Origin of the sequence: Streptomyces sp. NBC_00005, from assembly GCF_045160215.1 — a bacterium.
Lineage (GTDB): Bacteria > Actinomycetota > Actinomycetes > Streptomycetales > Streptomycetaceae > Streptomyces.
Genome location: NZ_CP108316.1, coordinates 45,458 through 64,150 on the forward strand (window position 1 = coordinate 45,458; position 18,693 = coordinate 64,150).

Below are 18,693 nucleotides of genomic sequence, written 5' to 3' on the forward strand. Positions count from 1 at the left end.
GGTGACCTGATCAAGGCGAGTACGAAGAGCTTCGGCAGCAGCTTCAGTCTGCTGAATGTGCTGCCGGGGGTCCTCGTGGTCACAGTGATCGCGGTGATGTCGCGCGCCCACCTGTACGACCTGCATTCACCGCCGGACTTCGGCGCGATCCTTCCCGGGAAGGAAGACGCGGCCGCCGCCATCCTGTTCGCCTTCGGCGCCTGTCTCGGCGGCGTCCTGCTGCGCCCGTTCGAGGTCGGGCTCGTCCAGGTCCTCGAGGGGTACTGGAGCTCTCCGGCCAGCGCGGAGCGTCTTCGGCCAGGCGCCGGGACAGCCTGATCATGGCGGCCCACCACACCATCTGGGCGTGGTGGTCGAGGCGGCTATCGTGGTCGCGGTTGAGGCGGCGTGAGCGGGAGAGCCAGCTCAGCGTGCGCTCCACCACCCACCTGCGGGCCGGTACGACAAATGCGCGTTGCCCGTCGGAGCGGCGCACGACCTCGATCCGGACTCCGTGACGGGCGAACGCCTTCGCCGGCGCCGGACCCTGGTAGGCACTGTCGACCCACACCAGCTTCAACAGCCGGCCCGGCTGGTCCATGAACGTCTCCAGCAGCGCGGGGGCGGCCTTGGAGTCGTGCACATCGGCCGTGGTCACGGTCACCTCCAGGAGCAGTCCCTCGGAATCGGTCAGGATGTGGCGCTTGCGCCCGTCACGTGACTTGCCGCCGTCGCATCCGCGACTGTCCTCGCCGACGCTCTCGGAGGCGTCCACCGACTGACTGTCGATGATTCCCGCGCTGGGCTCGGCATTGCGGCCTGAGCGTTCCCTCGCCGTGCGGCGCAGGCGTTCGTGCAGTTCACGCACGTAGTCGCAGGCCCGCCAGCGGCGGAAGAAGTCGTAGACCGCCCGCCAGTGCGGGAAGTCGACCGGCATAGCCATCCACTTCACGCCGTTGTCGACCAGGTAACGCACAGCGTCGAGCATCTCGCGGTGGCAGTACGCCTCCGGACGCCCGCCCCGCTTGAGGAGCCAGGCCGGCACCGGCATCGCGGAGCGGACCTCGGCCCACTCCGCATCCGTCATGTCACTCGGATAGCAGCCTGCCCGCAGCCCCGGAGCGATCGAACCGAACCGGTGCACGTAGCAGTCACGCCCAGGGGTGAGCGCGGTGGACGCAGGCACAGTGGTACTGCTCAACTGATCAGGCAACGGGCTTCCTTGGTCGTGCTGGGTGTCGCAACCGCGTCACTACCAAGAGGCCCGTTCTTCCATGCCCACCGCCGCGCCCGTACCTCTGTCCAGATGATCACCCGCACCGCACACCTCGAACGAAATCCGGTTTGCCACAACGCACTCAGCCCGGCTGGGCGGACCTCAGCGCCGCAAGCAGCATACGAGCGTCCCGGACCGTGGGATGGCCGTCACCGAGACGTACGGCGACCTCGTCCACGACGCGTTCGGCGTAAGCCGTTCCTCTTGTCCCGTCGTAGCCGAGCATGGCGTGGGAGACCTTGAGGCGCAGGGCCAGGGGGTGGTCCTCGCCGAGCCGGGAGCGCGCCTCCGCGGCGAAGGCGCCGCATTCCCGGCGTACCTGGTCGGTCGACTTCGAGCCGCCTTCGCGTTCCCAGGCGAGGACTTGGGCTTCGAGCTCCCGGGCCGCGGTGTCGGGGGTGCGGGCCTCGGGTGGTGTGTCACTGGTGTCGCCGCCAGTCGCCGGCCGTGCGGCGACCGTGGTGTCGTCCGGCCCCTCGAGCCGAGTGTGGACGAGCGTCTCGAAGCGGCGGGTGCCCGGGAGAGCGGCGTGCTCGCGGATGAGGGTCGTTGCCTCGGCGGGCAGGGGCGGCGGGGCGCAGCGTTCCGCCTCCGGTCCGAGGGGTGCGCCCGCAGGTCCGACCGCGAGGGCCGCGGCGACCTCGGCGGGGGTCGGCCGCCGGGCCGGATCGGCCTGCAGGCACGACCGCACCACCTGCTCCAGTTCGGCGGGCAGACCCCCCAGGTCGGGCGTGCCGTCGCAGATGTTGCTCATCACGGCGAGGACCTTCCTGCCCCAGGGAAGGCGCCCCAGGGCGAGGCGGGCGAGGAGCGTGCCGAGGGAGAACACGTCGCTGGCCGGGGTGAACTGCTGGTGCTCCCGGATCTGTTCCGGCGAGGCGTAGGCGTACGTACCGGCGAACCCGCTCCGGGGCTCGGTCAGCCGCTCGATCTGTGCGATACCGAAGTCGATGACGCGGGGGCCGTCCTCGGTCAGCAGCACGTTCGCGGGTTTGAGGTCGAGATGCACGATGCCCTCGGCGTGAATGGCGCTGAGCGCGGAGGCAATGCCCGCACCGATGCCGCGGACGGTGGCGGTATCCAGGGCGCCGCACCGCTCGGCCACCTCCTGCAGCGAGGGCGCGGCCACGAACGGCACGGCCATCCAGGGGGTCTCGCCGCTGGTGTCGGCGGCGATCACGGGCACGGTGAACCGGCCGCTGACCCGCCGGGCCGCCTGCACCTCGTGCGTGAACCCATCTCGGATCGAGGCGTCGGCCGCGTACTCCGCGTGCAGGGTCTTGACCGCCACCATGACGCCGTCCGGATCCTGGCAGAGGTAGACGCGACCGAACCCGCCCTCCCCGACGCGCTCCAGGACCTCGTAGGGACCGAAGGCCGCCGGATCCTCCATCGTCCGCGCGGACGTGGCCCGCGCCACCTGCCGCCACTCCCCCAGGGCCTCGGCTTCGGCATGGACGTCCGTGGGACCACCCTGGGCACGCGCGGGGGCGGGTTCCGGCTCCGCCGGCTCGTCGTCCACCACGACGAGCGACACCGAATGGGCCGTGCCATCCCGGAAGGAGTATGCCTGCACGTTGACATTGCCGGCGCCCTCACTGGAGACGTAGACGCCGAGCAACCCCAGCCGCTCGCACAGAGCGATCTCCTCGGGTATCGGCCGGCGGTCCGCACGGGCGAAGTAGAAGGCGCGGGCCTCGCACCCCTGGTCGGCCACGTGCTGGATCACGGTGCGCCACTGCGCGACGCTGACCCGGTGCGGTCGCGTGTCATCGGTATCACCGCTGACCGGGAAGACCCGGGCGATATGCCGGGCGCGGGCTTCGCGTGCCAGCAACCCGAAGGCCGTGGCGGGTGCCGCCTCCACCTGCCGGGCGAGCAGGGTTCCCGCCGTGTCGCCGATGTGCAATTCCGTCGTCCCGGCTGCCCGGGCGAGTCCGTCGCGTTGCTGGGACAGCGTGTCGTACTCGGGAGAGCCCGGGCCCTCTCCCCGTAGTTCCATGCACGCGAGCACTTTCCCGAAACAGACAACGGCTTGGGCCAGGCCTTCTGGGTCATCCGTCTGCATGGCCGCCTTCGCCTGCGACACCAGCGCGCCGAGCGTCCGGTCACTGCCCGCGCCGTACAACTCCTCACATTTCTCCGCTATTTGACCGTACATGCGGGCGGCCCTCCGCAGGTCACCGCTCCGCTCGATCTCCGCGGCCGCCGCGACGAGCCCCTCCAGGCTGTCGTGCCCCCGCTCATGACCGAAGGGCAGCCCGCCGGCGAGTTCGGCATAACGCTGTCGGGCGATACCGGTGAGCCGGTGCTGCGAACCGAGCTCGCCCTCGGCGGTCTTCAGCATCCGGGTGAAGGTGCGCAGCGCGGCCGCGTTGTCGCCGGCCTGCTGCTGCCAGTGGCCCATGTCGCAGAGCAGGTTGAGCGCGGCCTCGGTACGGTCCTCCTGCTCGGCCGAGCGGTGCATCTCCTCGTAACGGCGTACGGCTTCCTCGGCCCGCCCTGCCCGGCCGTGCCAGTGGGCGAGCTGGTGGCGGGCCAGGCCGGTGTCCTGATGCCGGGGTCCCTGGAGCCGCTCGCGGTCGGAGAGGAGCTGCGCGAACAGCTGCACCGCGCCCTCTGGGTCGCCCGACTCCCCTGTCCAGTGGGCGAGTTGGTGCCGCAGGGCCAGGGTGTCGGGGTCGTCGGGCCCGGGCGCGGCCGTCGCCCGAACGACCAGTTCGCGGTACCGCTTCACCGCCTTGCCGGGCCTGCCCTGCCGGCCGTCCTGCTCGGCCGACGCACTGCCCTCCCGCAGCCGCGCGAGCACCTCGGCGGCCGGCTCACCGGACTCCGGTGTGCCGTTTCGTCGCTTGCCGATCCAACGCATACAGACCCCCCGGAGCTGTCGATCGGCCGACATCCCGCCCTGCCGGCAGACCGGATGAAGAGCCCGTACACGGCAAAGTACCGTTCCCACATAGTGAGCGGGAGTGGGTCGTAGATCCATTCCTGTTCACTGCGCCTGCCTCGAACGGTGTTGGGCGGGCTGGGTTGCCGCGTTCGCGTCCACGGCGGCGAGGCGGCGACACCACTCCCAGTGGTGGTCCGGTCCGGGGCGGGCGGTTTCCCTTAACGCCCGGGGTCTCGAGGTGCGGTCCGATGCCCCACACGATGACTCCCTTCTTCTACCGCCACCGTGACCTGGTCGAACGCGTTCACGCCACCACCCTCGTGGGGAACGGGGCGGCAGCTTGGGAGAGCCGCGCGCCGCTGTGCGCCGCGGTCGCGTCGCGAAGGGTTCCGGCGCGTTCGCCGACACGGGCACGTAGCAGTCACACCCAGGGGTGAGCGCGGTGGACGCAGGCACAGTGGTACTGCTCAACTGATCAGGCAACGGGCTTCCTTGGTCGTGCTGGATGTCGTAACCGCGTCACTACCAAGAGGCCCGTTCTTCCATGCCCACCGCCGCGCCCGTACCTCTGTCCAGATGATCACCCGCACCGCACAGCTCGAACGAAATCCGGTTTGCCACAACGCACTCAGCTTGTCTTTTAACCTATGGCGGAGCCTCAGTGACACCGGTAGGTTCTCCGCGGTGACCTTGATGGAGGCGCAGCCTCGTGTCGATGACCGACGAGGCGCAGTTGCGTTGGATGGCGCTGGGGGAGACGACTCGGCAGCTGCCCGTGGTCATGCTCCATGGAGGTCCGGGTTTGCCGGATTATCTGGGCGATGTCGCCCTCATGGTCGCGGACCTCGCGCCCGTGTACCGGTACGACCAGCGTGGCACAGGCCAATCCCGGTGGCGGGGCCGCCATTCCTTCGCCCGGCATGTCGATGATCTCGCCGAGTTGCTCGACGTATGGGACGTGCCCAAGGCCGTGCTGATTGGGCATTCCTACGAGCTCGTAACACGATCTTGTCGAGCGTGGCTGCTCGGCCGTGACGTACGCGGTGTTGTGGCCACTGGCGGGCCGTGGGCATCCGGCTGTGATCGTGGACCATGATCTGCGGGCGCTGATCAAGCTGTTGCTGCCGAACTGGCCAGGGGAAGGCTGCCGTCCCGAACCCGGTGTCGACCTGGTAGAAACGCTTCGAACAGGGAGGAACATGGGTGGCTTCAAGTGCGGGTGCGGCAACATCTTCAGCGGTTCCCACAACCCGGGTCAGCAGTTCCGGCTCGTCCCTGACGAGCTCTTCGACCAGATCGCCTGGCCTGCTCCTGCCGATCTCGACACCCAGGAGCGGCAGCGTGCCGTGGAAGCGTCGTTCTCGTCGCTGTACGTCTGCGGCAACTGCGGGCGGCTTCACAGGGATGGCGAGAGCGGATCGATCATCTCGTACGTCGCCGGTGTCTCCCTACCCCGCATCTGGGCCGACTTCGCCCTGCGGGATGGCATCGGTCGAATCCTCCTCTGCCAGGACCGGAGCCATGCCGACATCCGCCGCCAGAAGCTTCTCCTCAACCCGCCTTTGTCCGTAGTCCTCTACGACGAATCGGGTGCTGAGGCGTTGGGGGAGGCGGAGTTCGGCCTGGACGCTTCCGGCGGCTACGACGAAACGTTGTGGGCGGTCAGGCTGGATGATCGCCCCGCATGAGGATTCGATGGCGGGCTCGCGGCTGGGCGTGTAGGCCCGCATCACGTTCGCGGGTGGGTCTTCTTGAGGCGTCTCCAGCAGATGAGGCCGCAGGCAAGGGAGACGAAAGCGTCGTGCAGGTCGAGGCGTCGTTCCCAGCGCACGGCCAGGCGTTTGAAGTGGTGCAGGAGCGAGAAGGTCTGCTCGACGACGTAGCGGAGCTTGCCCAGTCCCTTGATGTTCAGTGCACCCTTGCGGGAGATCACAGGAAGGATCCGGAGCCTGCGCAGCTCACGCCGGTTCGGGTTGCTGTCGTATCCCTTGTCGCCGAGCAAAGCGTCAGGCCGGCGCCGGGGACGACCGGGTTTCCCGGCGACCGGCGGGACGCCGTCGACCAGGGCCAGAGTCTGGGTGACGTCGTTAACGTTGGCCGCGGTGGTGATCACCTTGAACGGGGTGCCATGGCCGTCGCAGATCAAGTGGTGCTTACTACCCGTCTTCCCGCGGTCGACCGGCGACGGGCCGGTGGCCTCGCCCCCTTTTTCGCGCGGATGTGGGAGGCATCCACGCAGGCCCGCGTCCAGTCCAGTGCGTCGGCCGCGTGCAGCTCGGTGAGCAGCAGGCGGTGCAGCTTCTCGAAGACAGCGGCCTCGTGCCACCGACCGAGCCGGCGCCAGCAGGTCTGCCCCGAGCCGAACCCCAGCTCCAGCGGCAGCAGTTGCCAGCTGACATCGTTGTAGAGCACGTACAAGATGCCCTGCAAGCACAGCCGGTCATCCACCGGCTTCGGGCCGGGAGCCTTCTGCGGCCAGGGCGGCAGCAACGGCTCGATCAGCGCCCACAGTTCGTCATCCACGATCCACGGCCGATTCCTCATACCTCACGAACGGCGGAATCGTCGTACTGGTCACGCCCGACCAGGACACCTCAACAAGATCGTGTTACGAGCTCTTAGCGATCGGTAGTCGGCGTGTTAGACGCGGGGCCCCTTTTGAGCCGGGGTGCTGTGAGGAGCGCCCCAGGCTGACTGAGGCTGAGCTGTTGCTGGTATCAACCTGGACAGTGTTGACCTGCTCCCTGCTCAGGGCCGGTTCAGAGATACACCGCGGGTTGTGCCCACAACTCAGCCTCTCGATGCGAACTATGGGCGGGACGGTCGCTGAGGTCTGACCGGCTGATCAGACGATCGCTGGCGGTTGGCGTTGGTCGGCTGCGGTCGCGGCGGTTGCTGTACTTCGCTGCTGTACGGCAACCGGCTCCACATCATCGGTCCTGCCGCCGTCGTCTACGACGCAACCCCCCGAGCCTCTGCTTTTTCAGGCGAGTTAATCGTACGGCCAGGATCATGATCCGGCCAGACGTCGACGCCCGTGACACGTGACATACCGCTGCGTACGCTGATGTCCGTTGCCGTTGCCGTCAGATTGCGGTCAGGGGCGTCGGCCAGGGATGGTGTGGGTCACGGCACCTTCTGATTAATGGGACATACGGTGGCTACGACGGAGTCGCCAGGCGCGGATCTCGCCGTAGAGCACGGATGCCGCAAGTATGAAGAGCACGGTCTCTATGCTCGCTGACCACGGTTCAGGCACCCACCAGTGACCTATGACCGCCCACCCAGCGAGGATTAGCACGGCAAGGATGTAGCCGCGCAGACGCACACGCAGCCGACGCACATCATGCCGTGGTTCAACTGCCATGATGGCCCTGTGTCATTGCGGGATGATGCTTGATCACAAGCGTATGCTGCTCACCTCTGCCCGGTAGGTCAATACTCCAGCAGGGACTCGGTGTTGGATCACGTATCGGCTAGTTCTTCTGGAAGTGATACGCCGAGTCTCCCGCGTGCGCCGCTCCCCTGTCGCCCACCTTCTGACCAGCGCGCTTCTCGGGGCTACCTGTCATCGTCTATCAACGTCTGTTCGCCTCGCACGGCCCATAGACGGCCCGGCTGAGCGGAAGCCCTCGCTGCACCCGCAACACTCAGCCAAACTCTCCGCATGGATGCGGGGCTGGCAGCAGTACTGGGAGCACTGGCAGGAGCGGTTGGCACCACCATGGCCGGTATGGCCACGGGATGGGCCTCACGCGAGCAAGCCAAGATCGCGGCTCGGTCGGAACATCTACGGCAAAGGAGAGAGCCGCGACAGGTCGCATATGGAGACCTCCTGCGTGCCGCCGCTGCTCTGCGTGATCACATGTGGCCGATGTACGGCAACCCCCCGGAGGAGGTTCAGGCCATAAGGCCCGAACTCGATCAAGTGTTCTGCGACCAGGGAAAGACCTTCACGGTTGCGATAAGGGAGTCATGGATGACCATAGCCCTTGCGGGGCCTGGGTCGCTGGCGGAGAGTGCTGAAGCCGTTGAGAGCGCAGCATCGAGGCTCTCCCTGTACTGCCAGGTACACAGGAACCTGGTCATCATCCACACCGCCGCCACCGGGACTGACGCCACCCATGCCAACACTCTGAACGTCTACCGTGAGGCCCGTAGCGTTCTCCTGGACTTGAACAAGCGCCTGTCAGAATTCACGAGGCTGGCCCAAGCAGTGCTTGACGACGATGGAACCGGTTGAACACTTTGCACCGGTCACCAGCGGCCCCTCGGGGCAGGCGGGGCTCTTGCCCACGCGATCAACGGAGCGGCTTTGGACGGGAGCTGCTTTGGAGCGAGTGATCATGGCCCCTTAAGCTTCCGGCGAGTCGGGCAGTCTGTTGACCTGCCGGTTAAAGCACGACATTGGGGCCATGATCTTAGCTTGGTGTTTAACCTCGGCCGTTCACCTGACCCGCTGATCTTGGTTCGTTCCCGGGCCAGCAGGGCGGCCGTTCTTCACGCTTCGAGGTGTCGAGCAACGTCGCGTGAAGATCGGCCGCTGGTGAAGAGTCTCGCCGCTGAACAGTCCGCTGACGCCGCGTTGGGTGTCCTGTCCCACTTTCGTGTCCAGTTCTACGACTGCCTCTACACCCGGGCGGATGCGCTCTTCGAGCTCACCGACGCGGTGCTGTGCTCGGACGGCCCCGTGACGTCACTGGTCGAGTTGACACTCACGGCCGAGCACCTACGTGGACACGGAGCGATGTACGACGCGCTCAACCACGGCTGGCTGGAACCGTGCCGCCTGCGCAGGCTGCTGACCTCCACGCCGCTGCCGCGAGCCGCCGACGGGCGGATCGTACTCGCGGTGGACGTGAGCAACTGGCTGCGACCCGACGCCCCCACCAGCCCGGAGTTGCTGTTCTGCCACGTCTACGGACGGGGCCGCAGCGCGGATCAGTTCATCCCCGGCTGGCCCTACTCCTTCGTCGCCGCGCTGGAGACGGGCCGCACGTCCTGGACGGCCGTGCTGGACGCGATCCGGCTGGGGCCGTCCGACGATGCCACTGCGGTGACCGCCACCCAGCTGCGCGAGGTGGTCACCCGGCTTGTGCACGCCGGGCATTGGCGGCCGGGCGACGCGGACATCCTCGTCGTCATGGACACCGGCTACGACGTCACCCGCCTCGCCTACGTCCTGGCCGACCTGCCCGTCGAGCTGGTCGGCCGGCTCCGCTCGGACCGCGTCATGCTCCGGGACGCCGGCCCACGCCGCTCCACCCCGCGTGGCGGACAGCCCCGCAAGCACGGCGGCGTCCTCACCTTCTCCAAGCCTGAGTCCTGGCACACCCCCGACCAGGCCACGACGTGCGACACCACCCGCTACGGCACGGCCGAAGCCCTCGCCTGGGACCGGATGCCCCCGACTGCAGGCCCGTGGCCCCTGGCTCGACCACTGCGGTGAACTCCCCTTGCTCCACGGCACGTTGATGCGGTGAGCGTGCAACGCCAGCTGCAGGCCTGCCGGTTGACCTGCCCGGCCTGCAGTGCGGCCCTCACGCCCTGGAGGCACGGGCGGCCGCAGGAGCTACGCGGTGATCTCGGGGCCCGTCTGTTCGACCGTCCCCGCCAGTCACGGCCTCCACTCCAGCGGCACTCAACACAGGGGGCTGTCGGCTTTGGTGAGTTGCAGGCTCGCCTGCCACAGACGCAGTCGGGCCGCGCTGTCGTATGCCTGGGAATGAGCGCGTGCGTCGCGGGTGCGGTCGTAGAAGCGTCCGGTGGTACCGGCGAGTGCCGGATCGGTGACGAGCTGGCGGGTGGCGGTCACTCCTTCTTCCAACGTGTCGATGCTGTATCCGATCTCGGCGAGGACGATCTTGGTCGGCATGTAGGTGGCGGGGTGCAGGCTGTTGACCGTGACCTCGTCGGCGGGCAGGCGTGCGGCGAGTTCGAAGCCGGACGTGATCTGGGCGAGCTTGCTCTGGCCGTAGGCCCGGATGCCGTCGTAGTCGCGCTCCAGCATCAGATTCTCGAAGTCGAGCGGGTGCTGGCCGATGGAGGCGACGTTGACGATGCGGGCCGGCGCTGACGCGCGCAGCAGCGGCAGGAGTTCGAGGGTGAGCAGGAAGCCTGCGAGGTAGTTGACGGCGAAGCGCAGCTCGTGGCCGTCTGCGCTGGTGCGGCGGGTGCGGCCGTCCGGTTGCCCGCCGCCGATGCCGGCGTTGTTCACCAGGACGTCGAGTCGGTCCACCGATGCGCGAATCTCAGCGGCCATGCGGCGGACCTGGTCGAGGTCGGCGAGGTCTGCGGTCACGGTCCGGGGCCTGGATTCGCTGCGGGCCGTGAACTGGTCTGCGATGCGGTCGAGTTTGGCCTGGTTGCGGCCGTGCAGGATCAGGTCGGCGCCGTCGGCTGCCAGGCGTTCGGCCAGGGCCAGGCCGAGGCCGTCGGTGGCGCCGGTGATGAGGATGGTGCGGGGAAGAGTCATTGCTGGTCTCCCAGGCCGATCGCTGTGTTGGTCGGGGGTTGTGCGGCCTGCGTGAGGGTGGCCGTGAGGTCCTCGACGAGGTCGTCGCCCATGGGCTGGCGCGTGGTCAGGAGGCGGTACCACAAGGTGCCGAACACGATGTCCAGGACGGTGGACGCAGTAGGACGGGGCGGCAGGTCGCCCCGTGTCCGGGCCCGATCGAGGACGACCTGGAGCGCGTCGCGCCGCCGCTGCAGAAAGGCACTGCGGAAGAGTTCGCCGAACTCCTCGTTGATCTGGGCCTCCGCCATCAGGACGCGCAGGATGTCGACGACGCGCTGCTGGCGGCTGAGCCGGAACGTGTCCTGCAGGAAGGCCCGTACGTCGTCGGTATAGGAGCCGTGGTCGGCGTTCGTGATGTACAGATCGGCTTTCACTGCGAGTGCTTCGAGGAGAACGTGGGCCTTGGAGGGCCACCAGCGGTAGATCGTCTGTTTGCCGCATCCGGCGCGGTTGGCGATTCCTTCGATCGTCAGGCCCGCGTAGCCGACCTCGCCGACCAGTTCGAACGCCGCGACCAGGATCGCCATCCGGCTCTCCTCGCTGCGCTTGCGTCCCGGGCGTGACTCCAAGGGGGGTTGCTTGTCCATGACCATGGAGGCTAGCTTAATTCGAGACGCAGCGGTTCGAAATAAGGAGACGCCATGTCCCAGCGCACTGCCCTCGTGGTCGGGGGAACATCCGGCATCGGGCTCGCAACGGCCCGCCTGCTCCAGGCACGTGGCGCCACAGTGCACATCGCCGGCCGCAACAAGGAGCGCCTTGACGCCCTTGCCGCCACCGACGCCGAACTGCTCGGGCACCGGGCCGACGCCGGAAACCCCGACGAGATGAGCGCACTCGCCGAGGCGACCGGCAGCATCGACTGGCTGGTCCTGGCGGCCAGCGGAAGCGAAGGACCGGGGCCGGTAGCCGATCTCGACCTGACGATGCTGCGACGCGCGTTCGAGGCCAAGTTCTGGCCCCACGTCACCACGATCCAGGCGGTCCTGCCGCACCTCACACCGGACGGATCCATCACCCTGCTCAGCGCCATCACCGCGCGGACCGGCATGCCAGGAACCGCCGGCATCGCCGCCCTCAACGGCGCCGTCGAGGCCCTGGTCAAGCCGCTGGCCGCGGAACTCGCTCCGATACGAGTGAACGCCGTCTCTCCCGGGCTCGTCGACACCCCCTGGTGGAACGGCCTGCCGCAAGACGCCAAGCGCGAGTACTTCGCACAAACGGCCGCCACTCTGCCGGTCCGCCACATCGCCTCGGCACATGAGATCGCCGAGGTGGTAGCCCTGACCGCCACCAATGCCAACCTCACCGGCACCATCATCGAAACCGACGGGGGCGCGCGTCTGGTCTCGCTCGGCTGACCCGCCCACCGCGCCGTGGTGCCCTGCCCCTGCCGCCTCGCCTCGGCAGGACACCGACACTCAAAGCCCAACACCGGGGTGGCCCCGGGAGCAGTTCACCATCGGCGAAGACCTTCTCGGCGACGAGGGGGGCATTGATGGACCGTGGCATCGCGCAGCAGACGGCCGAGCGCAGCAGCACTCCGGCGATCTCGGAGGTGGCAGACCGACGTTGAGCGCGGCGTTGATGCGTACTTCGAGCCCGATCTCACGCCGCCGAGCGCAGCGAGCCGGGATGATCAGCGGCCAGCCGCGCAGCAACCAATACCACCGGCAAGACCGAATCATCAACCCCCGAAAGACTTCCAGGCGAGACCACTTAGCCATCGACGCGTGGGCCGCTGCACCCACGCAGCGCACGACAGTGACCGTGCCCACAGGGACCGGGAGCAACTCGCACCCGCATCCCGCGCTGCCGTATCCGGTCAGGCACCGGCCGCCGGGCAGCCCACCATGACACGCCGGCCCCCCGCCCGGCGCCGCCGACGCAGCCGGCGCCAGCTCTGGTCGTCGTACTGCGCCAGAAGCACGCCGGCATCCCGCTCGAGGGCCTCGGTCATCGCACCGCTCGTCCCACCCGGTCCAACAAGCCGCGACGGGGTCGACACATCGAGCGCAACGCGCCGTCGGCTGAGGCCCATCACTGGTCCCGTGTCGGTAGCAGCACCACGCCCCCGGCACTGGGCAATTCCGAGGCCGGGAGCACGTACCGAGCGCCCCGGGGGGGGTGGCCGGTTGGGGCGCCGGTCAGTACGTTCGGCGCATGGGAGCGCCTGTGTGGGGGACCTTCTCGGTGCGGGATCACTGCCTGCGCGAGGCATATCTTCGCGAAGTCCTACTGTTCGACCGCCTCGCCATTCCGTATCCCGATCCCCTCATCGAGGGTGAGCGGGAGCGGTGGCGGCACCCCAATCCAGCCGACGCCTCGGAGACCTGGGATCCGGAGCGTCTGGACGTCTTGCTGGGCATCCTGGGAACGCAAGAGTCTGCTGGTTACAACGGTGCGCGTCTGGCCAAGCTCGTGCGATGGGGCCCGCAGACGTGGCAGGAGCTGCAGTCGCGGCTGGATACCGCGCACGCGTTGACGGGCAATCACTTCGTGGACACCAGCAAAGGCCTGCATCTCGTGCCCGGAAGCGAGATCCCCGGCATCGTGGAGGCGGTGGCCGCCTATCCGACGCAGGCGCAGTGGCGTCAGGAAGTACGCCCCACGATGGAGGAGCCGCATACCGTGTCGGCCGCCGAGGCACTGGTCGCGGTGCCCCGCCCCCTGTTGCTGCCGGAGCCGGGCGGAGACGAGTTGGATGTGCTGCGCCGCGCGGTCGATCTCGCCATGGATGAGGAGTACGCGGCCATGCGGGCAGCCTACTTCGACTGGTTCCGCGACCGAGTGGCACGGTTGCGGACCGCGGCGCACGAGTCGCTGACAGACCTGCGACTAGACCCCGGTTCGGTCAGGATCGCCGAGGAGGAGCTGCGCACCCTGTGGGCGAGGGAGCAAAAGATCGTGCGCAAGGCGGACAAGACGAGGGTGTGGACACGAGTCGAGATCGGCTGCACCACGCTGGCCGCGGCCGGCACGGCCGGTCTGGCCTGCGCCACGGCGCTGCCGGTCCTCGGCGCAGGGGCCGCATTGCTGTCTTTCGCCGGCTGGGGCGTTGCCCGATGGCAGGCCGCGGGATCGCATCCCCGCAGCCTGGGCGGGGCGTCCATGTTCGTCGAGGCCCACCGGCGCCTGGAATGGATGCAACCAGACATTCCGCAGCGCCCCTAGACATGCGTCAACTCGACGCGGCGAACCACCTCACCCGGACAGGACGCTGCCAAGGACCTGATGCTTTCTCCGTCTGGCCCGGTCGCCTGATGCCGTTCTTCGACGAGACGGGACGGCCCTGCAAGGAGAGTCTCGAAGCCGGATTCGCCGCCATGCCTCTGGTGGCGCTCAGCCCCGCGACGGTCGGCGCCGCCGTTCACCTGGTCACCCACGCAACGCCAGCTTGCCGCCGCGCGCGCCACCTGCAGCCCAGCAGACCTGCCCTCAGACCAGTTGCACCAATGGTGGGGGCCGAAGGGGACTTCCTCACCGCAGTTCGTGGCGAGCTCGGTCTGCAACCGATGCCCCGCGACCCCACCCAGGGCGCGTGACGGTCAGCCGCAGCAGCAACCTCTCTCACGAGGCCGCCTACCACGCTCGTGTCGTGCAGGCGCGGCATCCCCTGGCCATCGCCGGTTTCGCAGGGCCGCGAGCAGGGGGGTCAAAGGATCCTTCTGACACGGCCGCCTGCCTCCCCGTCCGTGCCAAAGGCCCAGAAAACGACCGGTGAGCAGGCGAAGATGAATCACGAGCGGACACAAGACAGTGGCGGGAGAGCAGTCGGGTGCCCAACGAACAGACACCGCGTGCCGCAGCGCGGCGCGACGTGCTGGGCACGGGGCGTATCGGGCAGCCGATCGCACGGTGCAGCCCGCACGATCTGGAGGTGCACCCGGCCGGCTCCTTCTCGCGCCGCGCCCACAGCGGCGGCGTGCGGGAGGCGCTGCTGCCCGGCTACGTGGTGCGTGAGCATGACCGGGTGCTGGCCGAGGTGGTGGGCGAGGCGGCCCAAGGCCGCAGTCACCTGGTGGTGTTGGCCGGTTCGTCTTCGACCGGGAAGACCCGAGCGTGCTGGGAGGCGGTTCAACCGCTGGCAGAGTCGGGGGGCTGTGGCATCCCTTCGATCCCACCCGGGCCGAGGCGGCGCTCGCCGGCCTGCGTGCGGTGGCGCCGTGCACGGTGGTGTGGCTGAACGAAGCCCAGCACTACCTCGAGGGCCACAACGCCGGCGAACGCATCGCTGCCGCCCTGCACAACCTCCTCACCGATCCCGCGCGCGGGCCGGTCCTGGTTCTGGGGAACTTGTGGCCCGAGTACGCCCTGCGGTACACGGCCCCGAGCTTTAGCGGGTCTGACTCCCACAGCCGGGTACGCGATGACCCCGTCGCGCGGCTGCACCTGGGGCCGGCGTGGGGCGCGGCGCCGATCAGCTCGCGTACGGGGTCGAGGACGTCATCCGGGGCTGCGACCTCGGCGTGCACAGCGTGCTCGTGTCCGACATCGGCCAGCTGTGGGTCCTCTGCGCCGACGACTTCGGCGGCGTGGTCCGCTACTACGAGATCCCGGCCCTCGTGCGCGTGGCGGCTCCTGTCCACCTCAAGTTCACGGTACGAATCGCGCCGTCGCTGTATCCCTCCGGAGCGCACCTTGACGACGTGGCCGTGGTGACCGCACGCGAGCGCGTACGGCGGGCGGCGATCGGTCTTTCCGTGCTCCGTCGGCACTATCCGAAGGCCAAGGCCAGCCCCCGACCGATGACGACATAGGCGAGGACGTAGGTGTGGCGGCGCAGACGATCCACGTACGAATGTTGGCGAAACCCTAGCCCGCTGAGGGCCTTGACGACCTATCGGGCCAGTTCTACGTTCACCCCCACCAAACGTGCCGAACGCCGTTCGAAATATCGGGCTGCATGGGCCGAGCGCGCCGGAGTGATCATGAAGAAGATCGATCCGCAGGTGGAAGAGGCCGTCGACACGCTCGGCCTGAACGGGCTGGCCAGGCGGCGGCTGCTGAGCGGGGCCGGCATGGTGAGCGCCTCGGCCGCCGCGGCTGCCTTACTGTCCGCCTGCTCAGCCGACAACAAGAGCAACGACAACAAACCGGGCGACGGTGTCGGCGACTTCCCGCAGACACCGAAGTGGAGGTTCGTGTTCGTCAACCACGTCACGACCAACCCGTTCTTCACTCCGACGCAATACGGCGCGGCGGACGCCTGCGCGCTCCTGGGCGCCTCGTTCCAGTGGACCGGCTCGAAGGACTCGAGCGTCCCGGAAATGGTCAGCGCCATGTCCTCGGCCGTCTCCGCGAAGGCCGACGGCATCGCGGTGGCGGTCGTCGACAAGAACGCCTTCAAGTCGCCCGTCGACAAAGCCCTGGACGCCGGAATCCCGACCGTCTCGTACAACGCGGACGGCGCGAAAGGGGATCCGGGGACGAGCCGACTCTGTTACATCGGCCAGGACCTCTACCAGTCCGGGGTCGAGCTGGGCCGCCGCATCGCCTCGGTGATGCCTTCGGGCGGGGACGCGGTCGGGTTCATCGCCACCCCGGGCGCGCTCAACATCCAGCCGCGCATCGACGGGGCCACCGACGCGATCAAGGCATCCGGCAAGTCGATCGACTTCAAGTCCGTCGCCAGCGGCGCGGAGCTTCCTCAGGAGCTGTCGACCATCGACGCGTATGCCAGCGGACACAAAAGCCTCAAAGGCCTGTTCGCGGTCGACGCGGGCTCGACGGAGAGCGTCGGGAAGGTCGTGAAAAAGTACGGCCTCAAGAAGAAGGGCGTGGTCGCGGGCGGCTTCGACCTGAACCCGAACACCCTCACCGCGATCAAAGCGGGTGACCTCGACTTCACCATCGACCAACAACCCTATCTGCAGGGCTTCTTGAGCGTGCTGTACCTGTGGATGTACAAGCTGTCCGGCGGCCTGGTGATCCCGAGTGTCACCGACACCGGCCTGCTCTTCGTGACCAAGGACAACGTCGACCCGTATCTGCAGACCAGGACCCGGTACGAGGGCTCCAGCACGAAGCAGCAGCTGATCAAGCGCTCCGGCGCCATAGGACACGCATGAGCGAGCGGGCCGTGCAGGACGCGACCGGTGGGAAGACCACCGCCGGCACCCCGCAGGTGAGGCGGCGCGGCCCGCTGCGCCTCGCCTTCGAGGCGTTCGTCATCCGCCGCGAGGCCACCATCTTCATCGTCGCGGTGGCCCTGCTGCTGTACTTCTGGTCCAACAACTCGGACTTCCTGGCCCGCAGCAACCTGGTCAACCTCTCCCAGCAGACGGCGCCGTACGCGATCATCGCGTCGGGCATGGTGCTGCTGCTGGTCAGCGGGGAGATCGATCTGTCGGTGGGCGCCGTCTTCGCGCTGTCGCCGTTCCTGATGCACTACATGATCGACTACTACGGCACGTACCCGATCGTCGCCATCATCGGCTCGATACTGGCCGGCGCCGTCATCGGTCTCGCCAACGGCTTCGTGGTGGTCGTGCTCAAGGTACCCTCGTTCGTCGCCACACTGGGCATGCTCTTCCTCGTCCTGGGCATCATGCTGACCACGTCGCACGCGTACCCGGCACAGATCCCCGAGGCGGCGCACGGGGTGCGCGGCTGGTTCGGGCAGTCGGACTGGTCGGAACTGATCTGGTGCCTGATCATCGTCGCGTTGTTCCATGTGGTACTCACCCGTTCACGCTGGGGCCTGTACACGATCGCCACCGGCGGCAACCCGCTCGGCGCGAGCGAGGCCGGCATCAAGACCGGCCGCATCAAGTTCGGCAACTTCATGGCCACCAGCGCCCTCGGGGCCTTTGCCGGCGTCCTCGAGGCTTTCCGCGTCGACTCGATCGACCCGACCGCTGCGGGTGCGGATGGCGCGTCCCCGATGTTCACCGCCGTCTCCGCCTCGGTCATCGGCGGTACGGCGCTGGCCGGCGGCTCCGGGACGGTCGTCGGAGCGCTCCTCGGTGCGCTCGTCCTCGCGGAGCTGCGCAACGGATTCAACTTCATCGGCATCAACGCTAACCCGTTCAACATCATCCTCGGTGCGGCGATCATCCTCTCCATGGTGCTCAACGTGTACCTGGCCGGACTGCGAAGGGCAGGCCGCCGATGAGCGGGACGACCGGGCCGACACCGACGCCGGCGCCGGCCCTCTCCGTGGAGCACATGGCCAAGGGCTTCGGCGCGGTCACGGCGCTACGGGACGTGAACCTGCGCCTGAACAAGGGTGAGGTACTCGCCCTGGTCGGTGACAACGGCGCTGGAAAGTCAACCCTGTTGAAGATCCTCTGCGGCTTCCACCGGCCCGATGCCGGCCGCATCCTCCTGGACGGCCAGGAGGTGACGCTCAAGTCGGTCGACCATGCCCGCTCGCTCGGCATCGACGCGGTGTACCAGGACCTGGCGCTGGTGAACGAGCTGACGGTCTACCACAACATGTTCCTGAACCGGGAGAAGATCCGCCGTACTCGGCTGCTGGACAACCGCGCTATGCGCAAGATCGCTCAGGAGCACCTGAACGAGATGGGGGTGAACATCCCGTCGGTCGACGTCGAGGTCGCCAAGCTCTCTGGCGGCCAGCGCCAGGCCATCGCCGTGGCCCGCTCGGTCTATTCCGAGGCCAGGGTCCTCCTTCTCGACGAGCCCCTGGCCGCGATGGGCGCCAAGGAGGGCGCACTCATTCTCGACCTGGTCAACGACCTCAAAACCCGCGGCGAGGTCTCCGTCATCATCATCGCCCACAACTACGCCCAGGTCTTCGAGGTCTGCGACCGGGTCAACCTGCTTCAGCACGGCGAGATCACCTTCGACAAGCGCACGTCGGAGACGTCGGTGGCCGAGCTGACCGACCTGGTGGTCGAGGAGTACCGGAAGTCGCGGACCAAATAGGCACCTTCGGGCGGAGCCATGCCGCGGCGAGTGCTCCGGAGGACGGGGAGCCGGCGGCCGCTGAGCCCGAGCTCGGTGGAACACGCCCTGTCGCGGTTGAAGAACTGGAAGCTGTTCGGGCCGCTTTGCGGCGTC

15 protein-coding genes and 1 pseudogene are annotated in these 18,693 nt (G+C 68.0%); 11 read left to right on the plus strand and 5 right to left on the minus strand.

Annotated features, from left to right (window positions below; all coding sequences use genetic code 11):
- Positions 1-79: 79 nt before the first annotated feature.
- Positions 80-1,066, minus strand: coding sequence for an IS5 family transposase (locus OG303_RS00235; protein WP_405863502.1), 987 nt, complete (start codon positions 1,064-1,066; stop codon positions 80-82).
- Positions 1,067-1,337: 271 nt separating this feature from the next.
- Positions 1,338-4,124: a protein kinase domain-containing protein gene (locus OG303_RS00240; RefSeq protein WP_405863504.1), complete on the minus strand. Its 2,787-nt coding sequence runs from the start codon at positions 4,122-4,124 to the stop codon at positions 1,338-1,340.
- A 739-nt stretch (positions 4,125-4,863) separates the two neighbouring features.
- Here OG303_RS00240 and OG303_RS00245 point away from each other — a divergent pair.
- Both OG303_RS00245 and OG303_RS00250 read left to right on the plus strand, forming a co-directional pair.
- Entirely contained in the window at positions 4,864-5,244 is a 381-nt protein-coding gene (locus tag OG303_RS00245) for an alpha/beta fold hydrolase (RefSeq protein ID WP_405863506.1), read from the plus strand.
- Positions 5,234-5,836, plus strand: coding sequence for a hypothetical protein (locus OG303_RS00250; protein WP_405863508.1), 603 nt, complete (start codon positions 5,234-5,236; stop codon positions 5,834-5,836). Before OG303_RS00245 ends, OG303_RS00250 begins: the two co-directional genes overlap by 11 nt.
- A gap of 41 nt (positions 5,837-5,877) precedes the next feature.
- On the opposite strand, the gene OG303_RS00255 is transcribed toward OG303_RS00250, so the two are convergent.
- Positions 5,878-6,692, minus strand: a protein-coding gene (locus OG303_RS00255; RefSeq protein ID WP_405863510.1) for an IS5 family transposase whose coding sequence is annotated in 2 segments (ribosomal slippage) — positions 5,878-6,372 and positions 6,375-6,692 — 813 coding nt in all. Because the reading frame shifts where the segments join, the coding sequence is not laid out codon by codon here.
- A 1,123-nt stretch (positions 6,693-7,815) separates the two neighbouring features.
- Between OG303_RS00255 and OG303_RS00260 the strand changes: the two genes are divergently transcribed.
- Together OG303_RS00260 and OG303_RS00265 are read left to right on the plus strand one after the other, a co-directional pair.
- The gene (locus tag OG303_RS00260) at positions 7,816-8,391 is read left to right on the plus strand and encodes a hypothetical protein (RefSeq protein ID WP_405863512.1); all 576 of its coding nucleotides are present in this window, start codon (positions 7,816-7,818) and stop codon (positions 8,389-8,391) included.
- A gap of 342 nt (positions 8,392-8,733) precedes the next feature.
- Positions 8,734-9,628: pseudogene (locus OG303_RS00265) on the plus strand (transposase); the annotation flags it as partial.
- 161 nt (positions 9,629-9,789) lie between these two features.
- On the opposite strand, the gene OG303_RS00270 reads toward OG303_RS00265, so the two are convergent.
- Both OG303_RS00270 and OG303_RS00275 read right to left on the minus strand, forming a co-directional pair.
- Positions 9,790-10,623, minus strand: a complete 834-nt coding sequence (locus OG303_RS00270) for an SDR family NAD(P)-dependent oxidoreductase (protein WP_405863514.1) — start codon at positions 10,621-10,623, stop codon at positions 9,790-9,792.
- Positions 10,620-11,252: a TetR/AcrR family transcriptional regulator gene (locus OG303_RS00275; protein ID WP_405863515.1), complete on the minus strand. Its 633-nt coding sequence runs from the start codon at positions 11,250-11,252 to the stop codon at positions 10,620-10,622. The genes OG303_RS00270 and OG303_RS00275 overlap by 4 nt, the downstream gene beginning before the upstream one ends.
- A 54-nt stretch (positions 11,253-11,306) precedes the next feature.
- On the opposite strand from OG303_RS00275, the gene OG303_RS00280 reads away from it, so the two are divergent.
- From OG303_RS00280 to OG303_RS00310, 7 genes are all read left to right on the plus strand, one after another.
- Positions 11,307-12,026, plus strand: a complete 720-nt coding sequence (locus OG303_RS00280; RefSeq protein ID WP_405863517.1) for an SDR family oxidoreductase — start codon at positions 11,307-11,309, stop codon at positions 12,024-12,026.
- Positions 12,027-12,828: 802 nt separating this feature from the next.
- Positions 12,829-13,839: a hypothetical protein gene (locus OG303_RS00285; RefSeq protein WP_405863519.1), complete on the plus strand. Its 1,011-nt coding sequence runs from the start codon at positions 12,829-12,831 to the stop codon at positions 13,837-13,839.
- Between the two features lie 604 nt (positions 13,840-14,443).
- Positions 14,444-14,851, plus strand: coding sequence for a hypothetical protein (locus OG303_RS00290; protein WP_405863521.1), 408 nt, complete (start codon positions 14,444-14,446; stop codon positions 14,849-14,851).
- A 217-nt stretch (positions 14,852-15,068) separates the two neighbouring features.
- Positions 15,069-15,425: a hypothetical protein gene (locus OG303_RS00295; RefSeq protein ID WP_405863523.1), complete on the plus strand. Its 357-nt coding sequence runs from the start codon at positions 15,069-15,071 to the stop codon at positions 15,423-15,425.
- Between the two features lie 171 nt (positions 15,426-15,596).
- Entirely contained in the window at positions 15,597-16,736 is a 1,140-nt protein-coding gene (locus OG303_RS00300) for a sugar ABC transporter substrate-binding protein (RefSeq protein WP_405863525.1), read from the plus strand.
- Positions 16,733-17,782 (plus strand): ABC transporter permease, encoded by a 1,050-nt coding sequence (locus tag OG303_RS00305; protein ID WP_405863527.1) that lies wholly within the window; start codon positions 16,733-16,735, stop codon positions 17,780-17,782. The genes OG303_RS00300 and OG303_RS00305 overlap by 4 nt, the downstream gene beginning before the upstream one ends.
- On the plus strand, positions 17,779-18,558 hold the full coding sequence (locus OG303_RS00310) for an ATP-binding cassette domain-containing protein (protein WP_405863529.1): 780 nt from the start codon (positions 17,779-17,781) through the stop codon (positions 18,556-18,558). The genes OG303_RS00305 and OG303_RS00310 overlap by 4 nt, the downstream gene beginning before the upstream one ends.
- Positions 18,559-18,693: the final 135 nt, after the last annotated feature.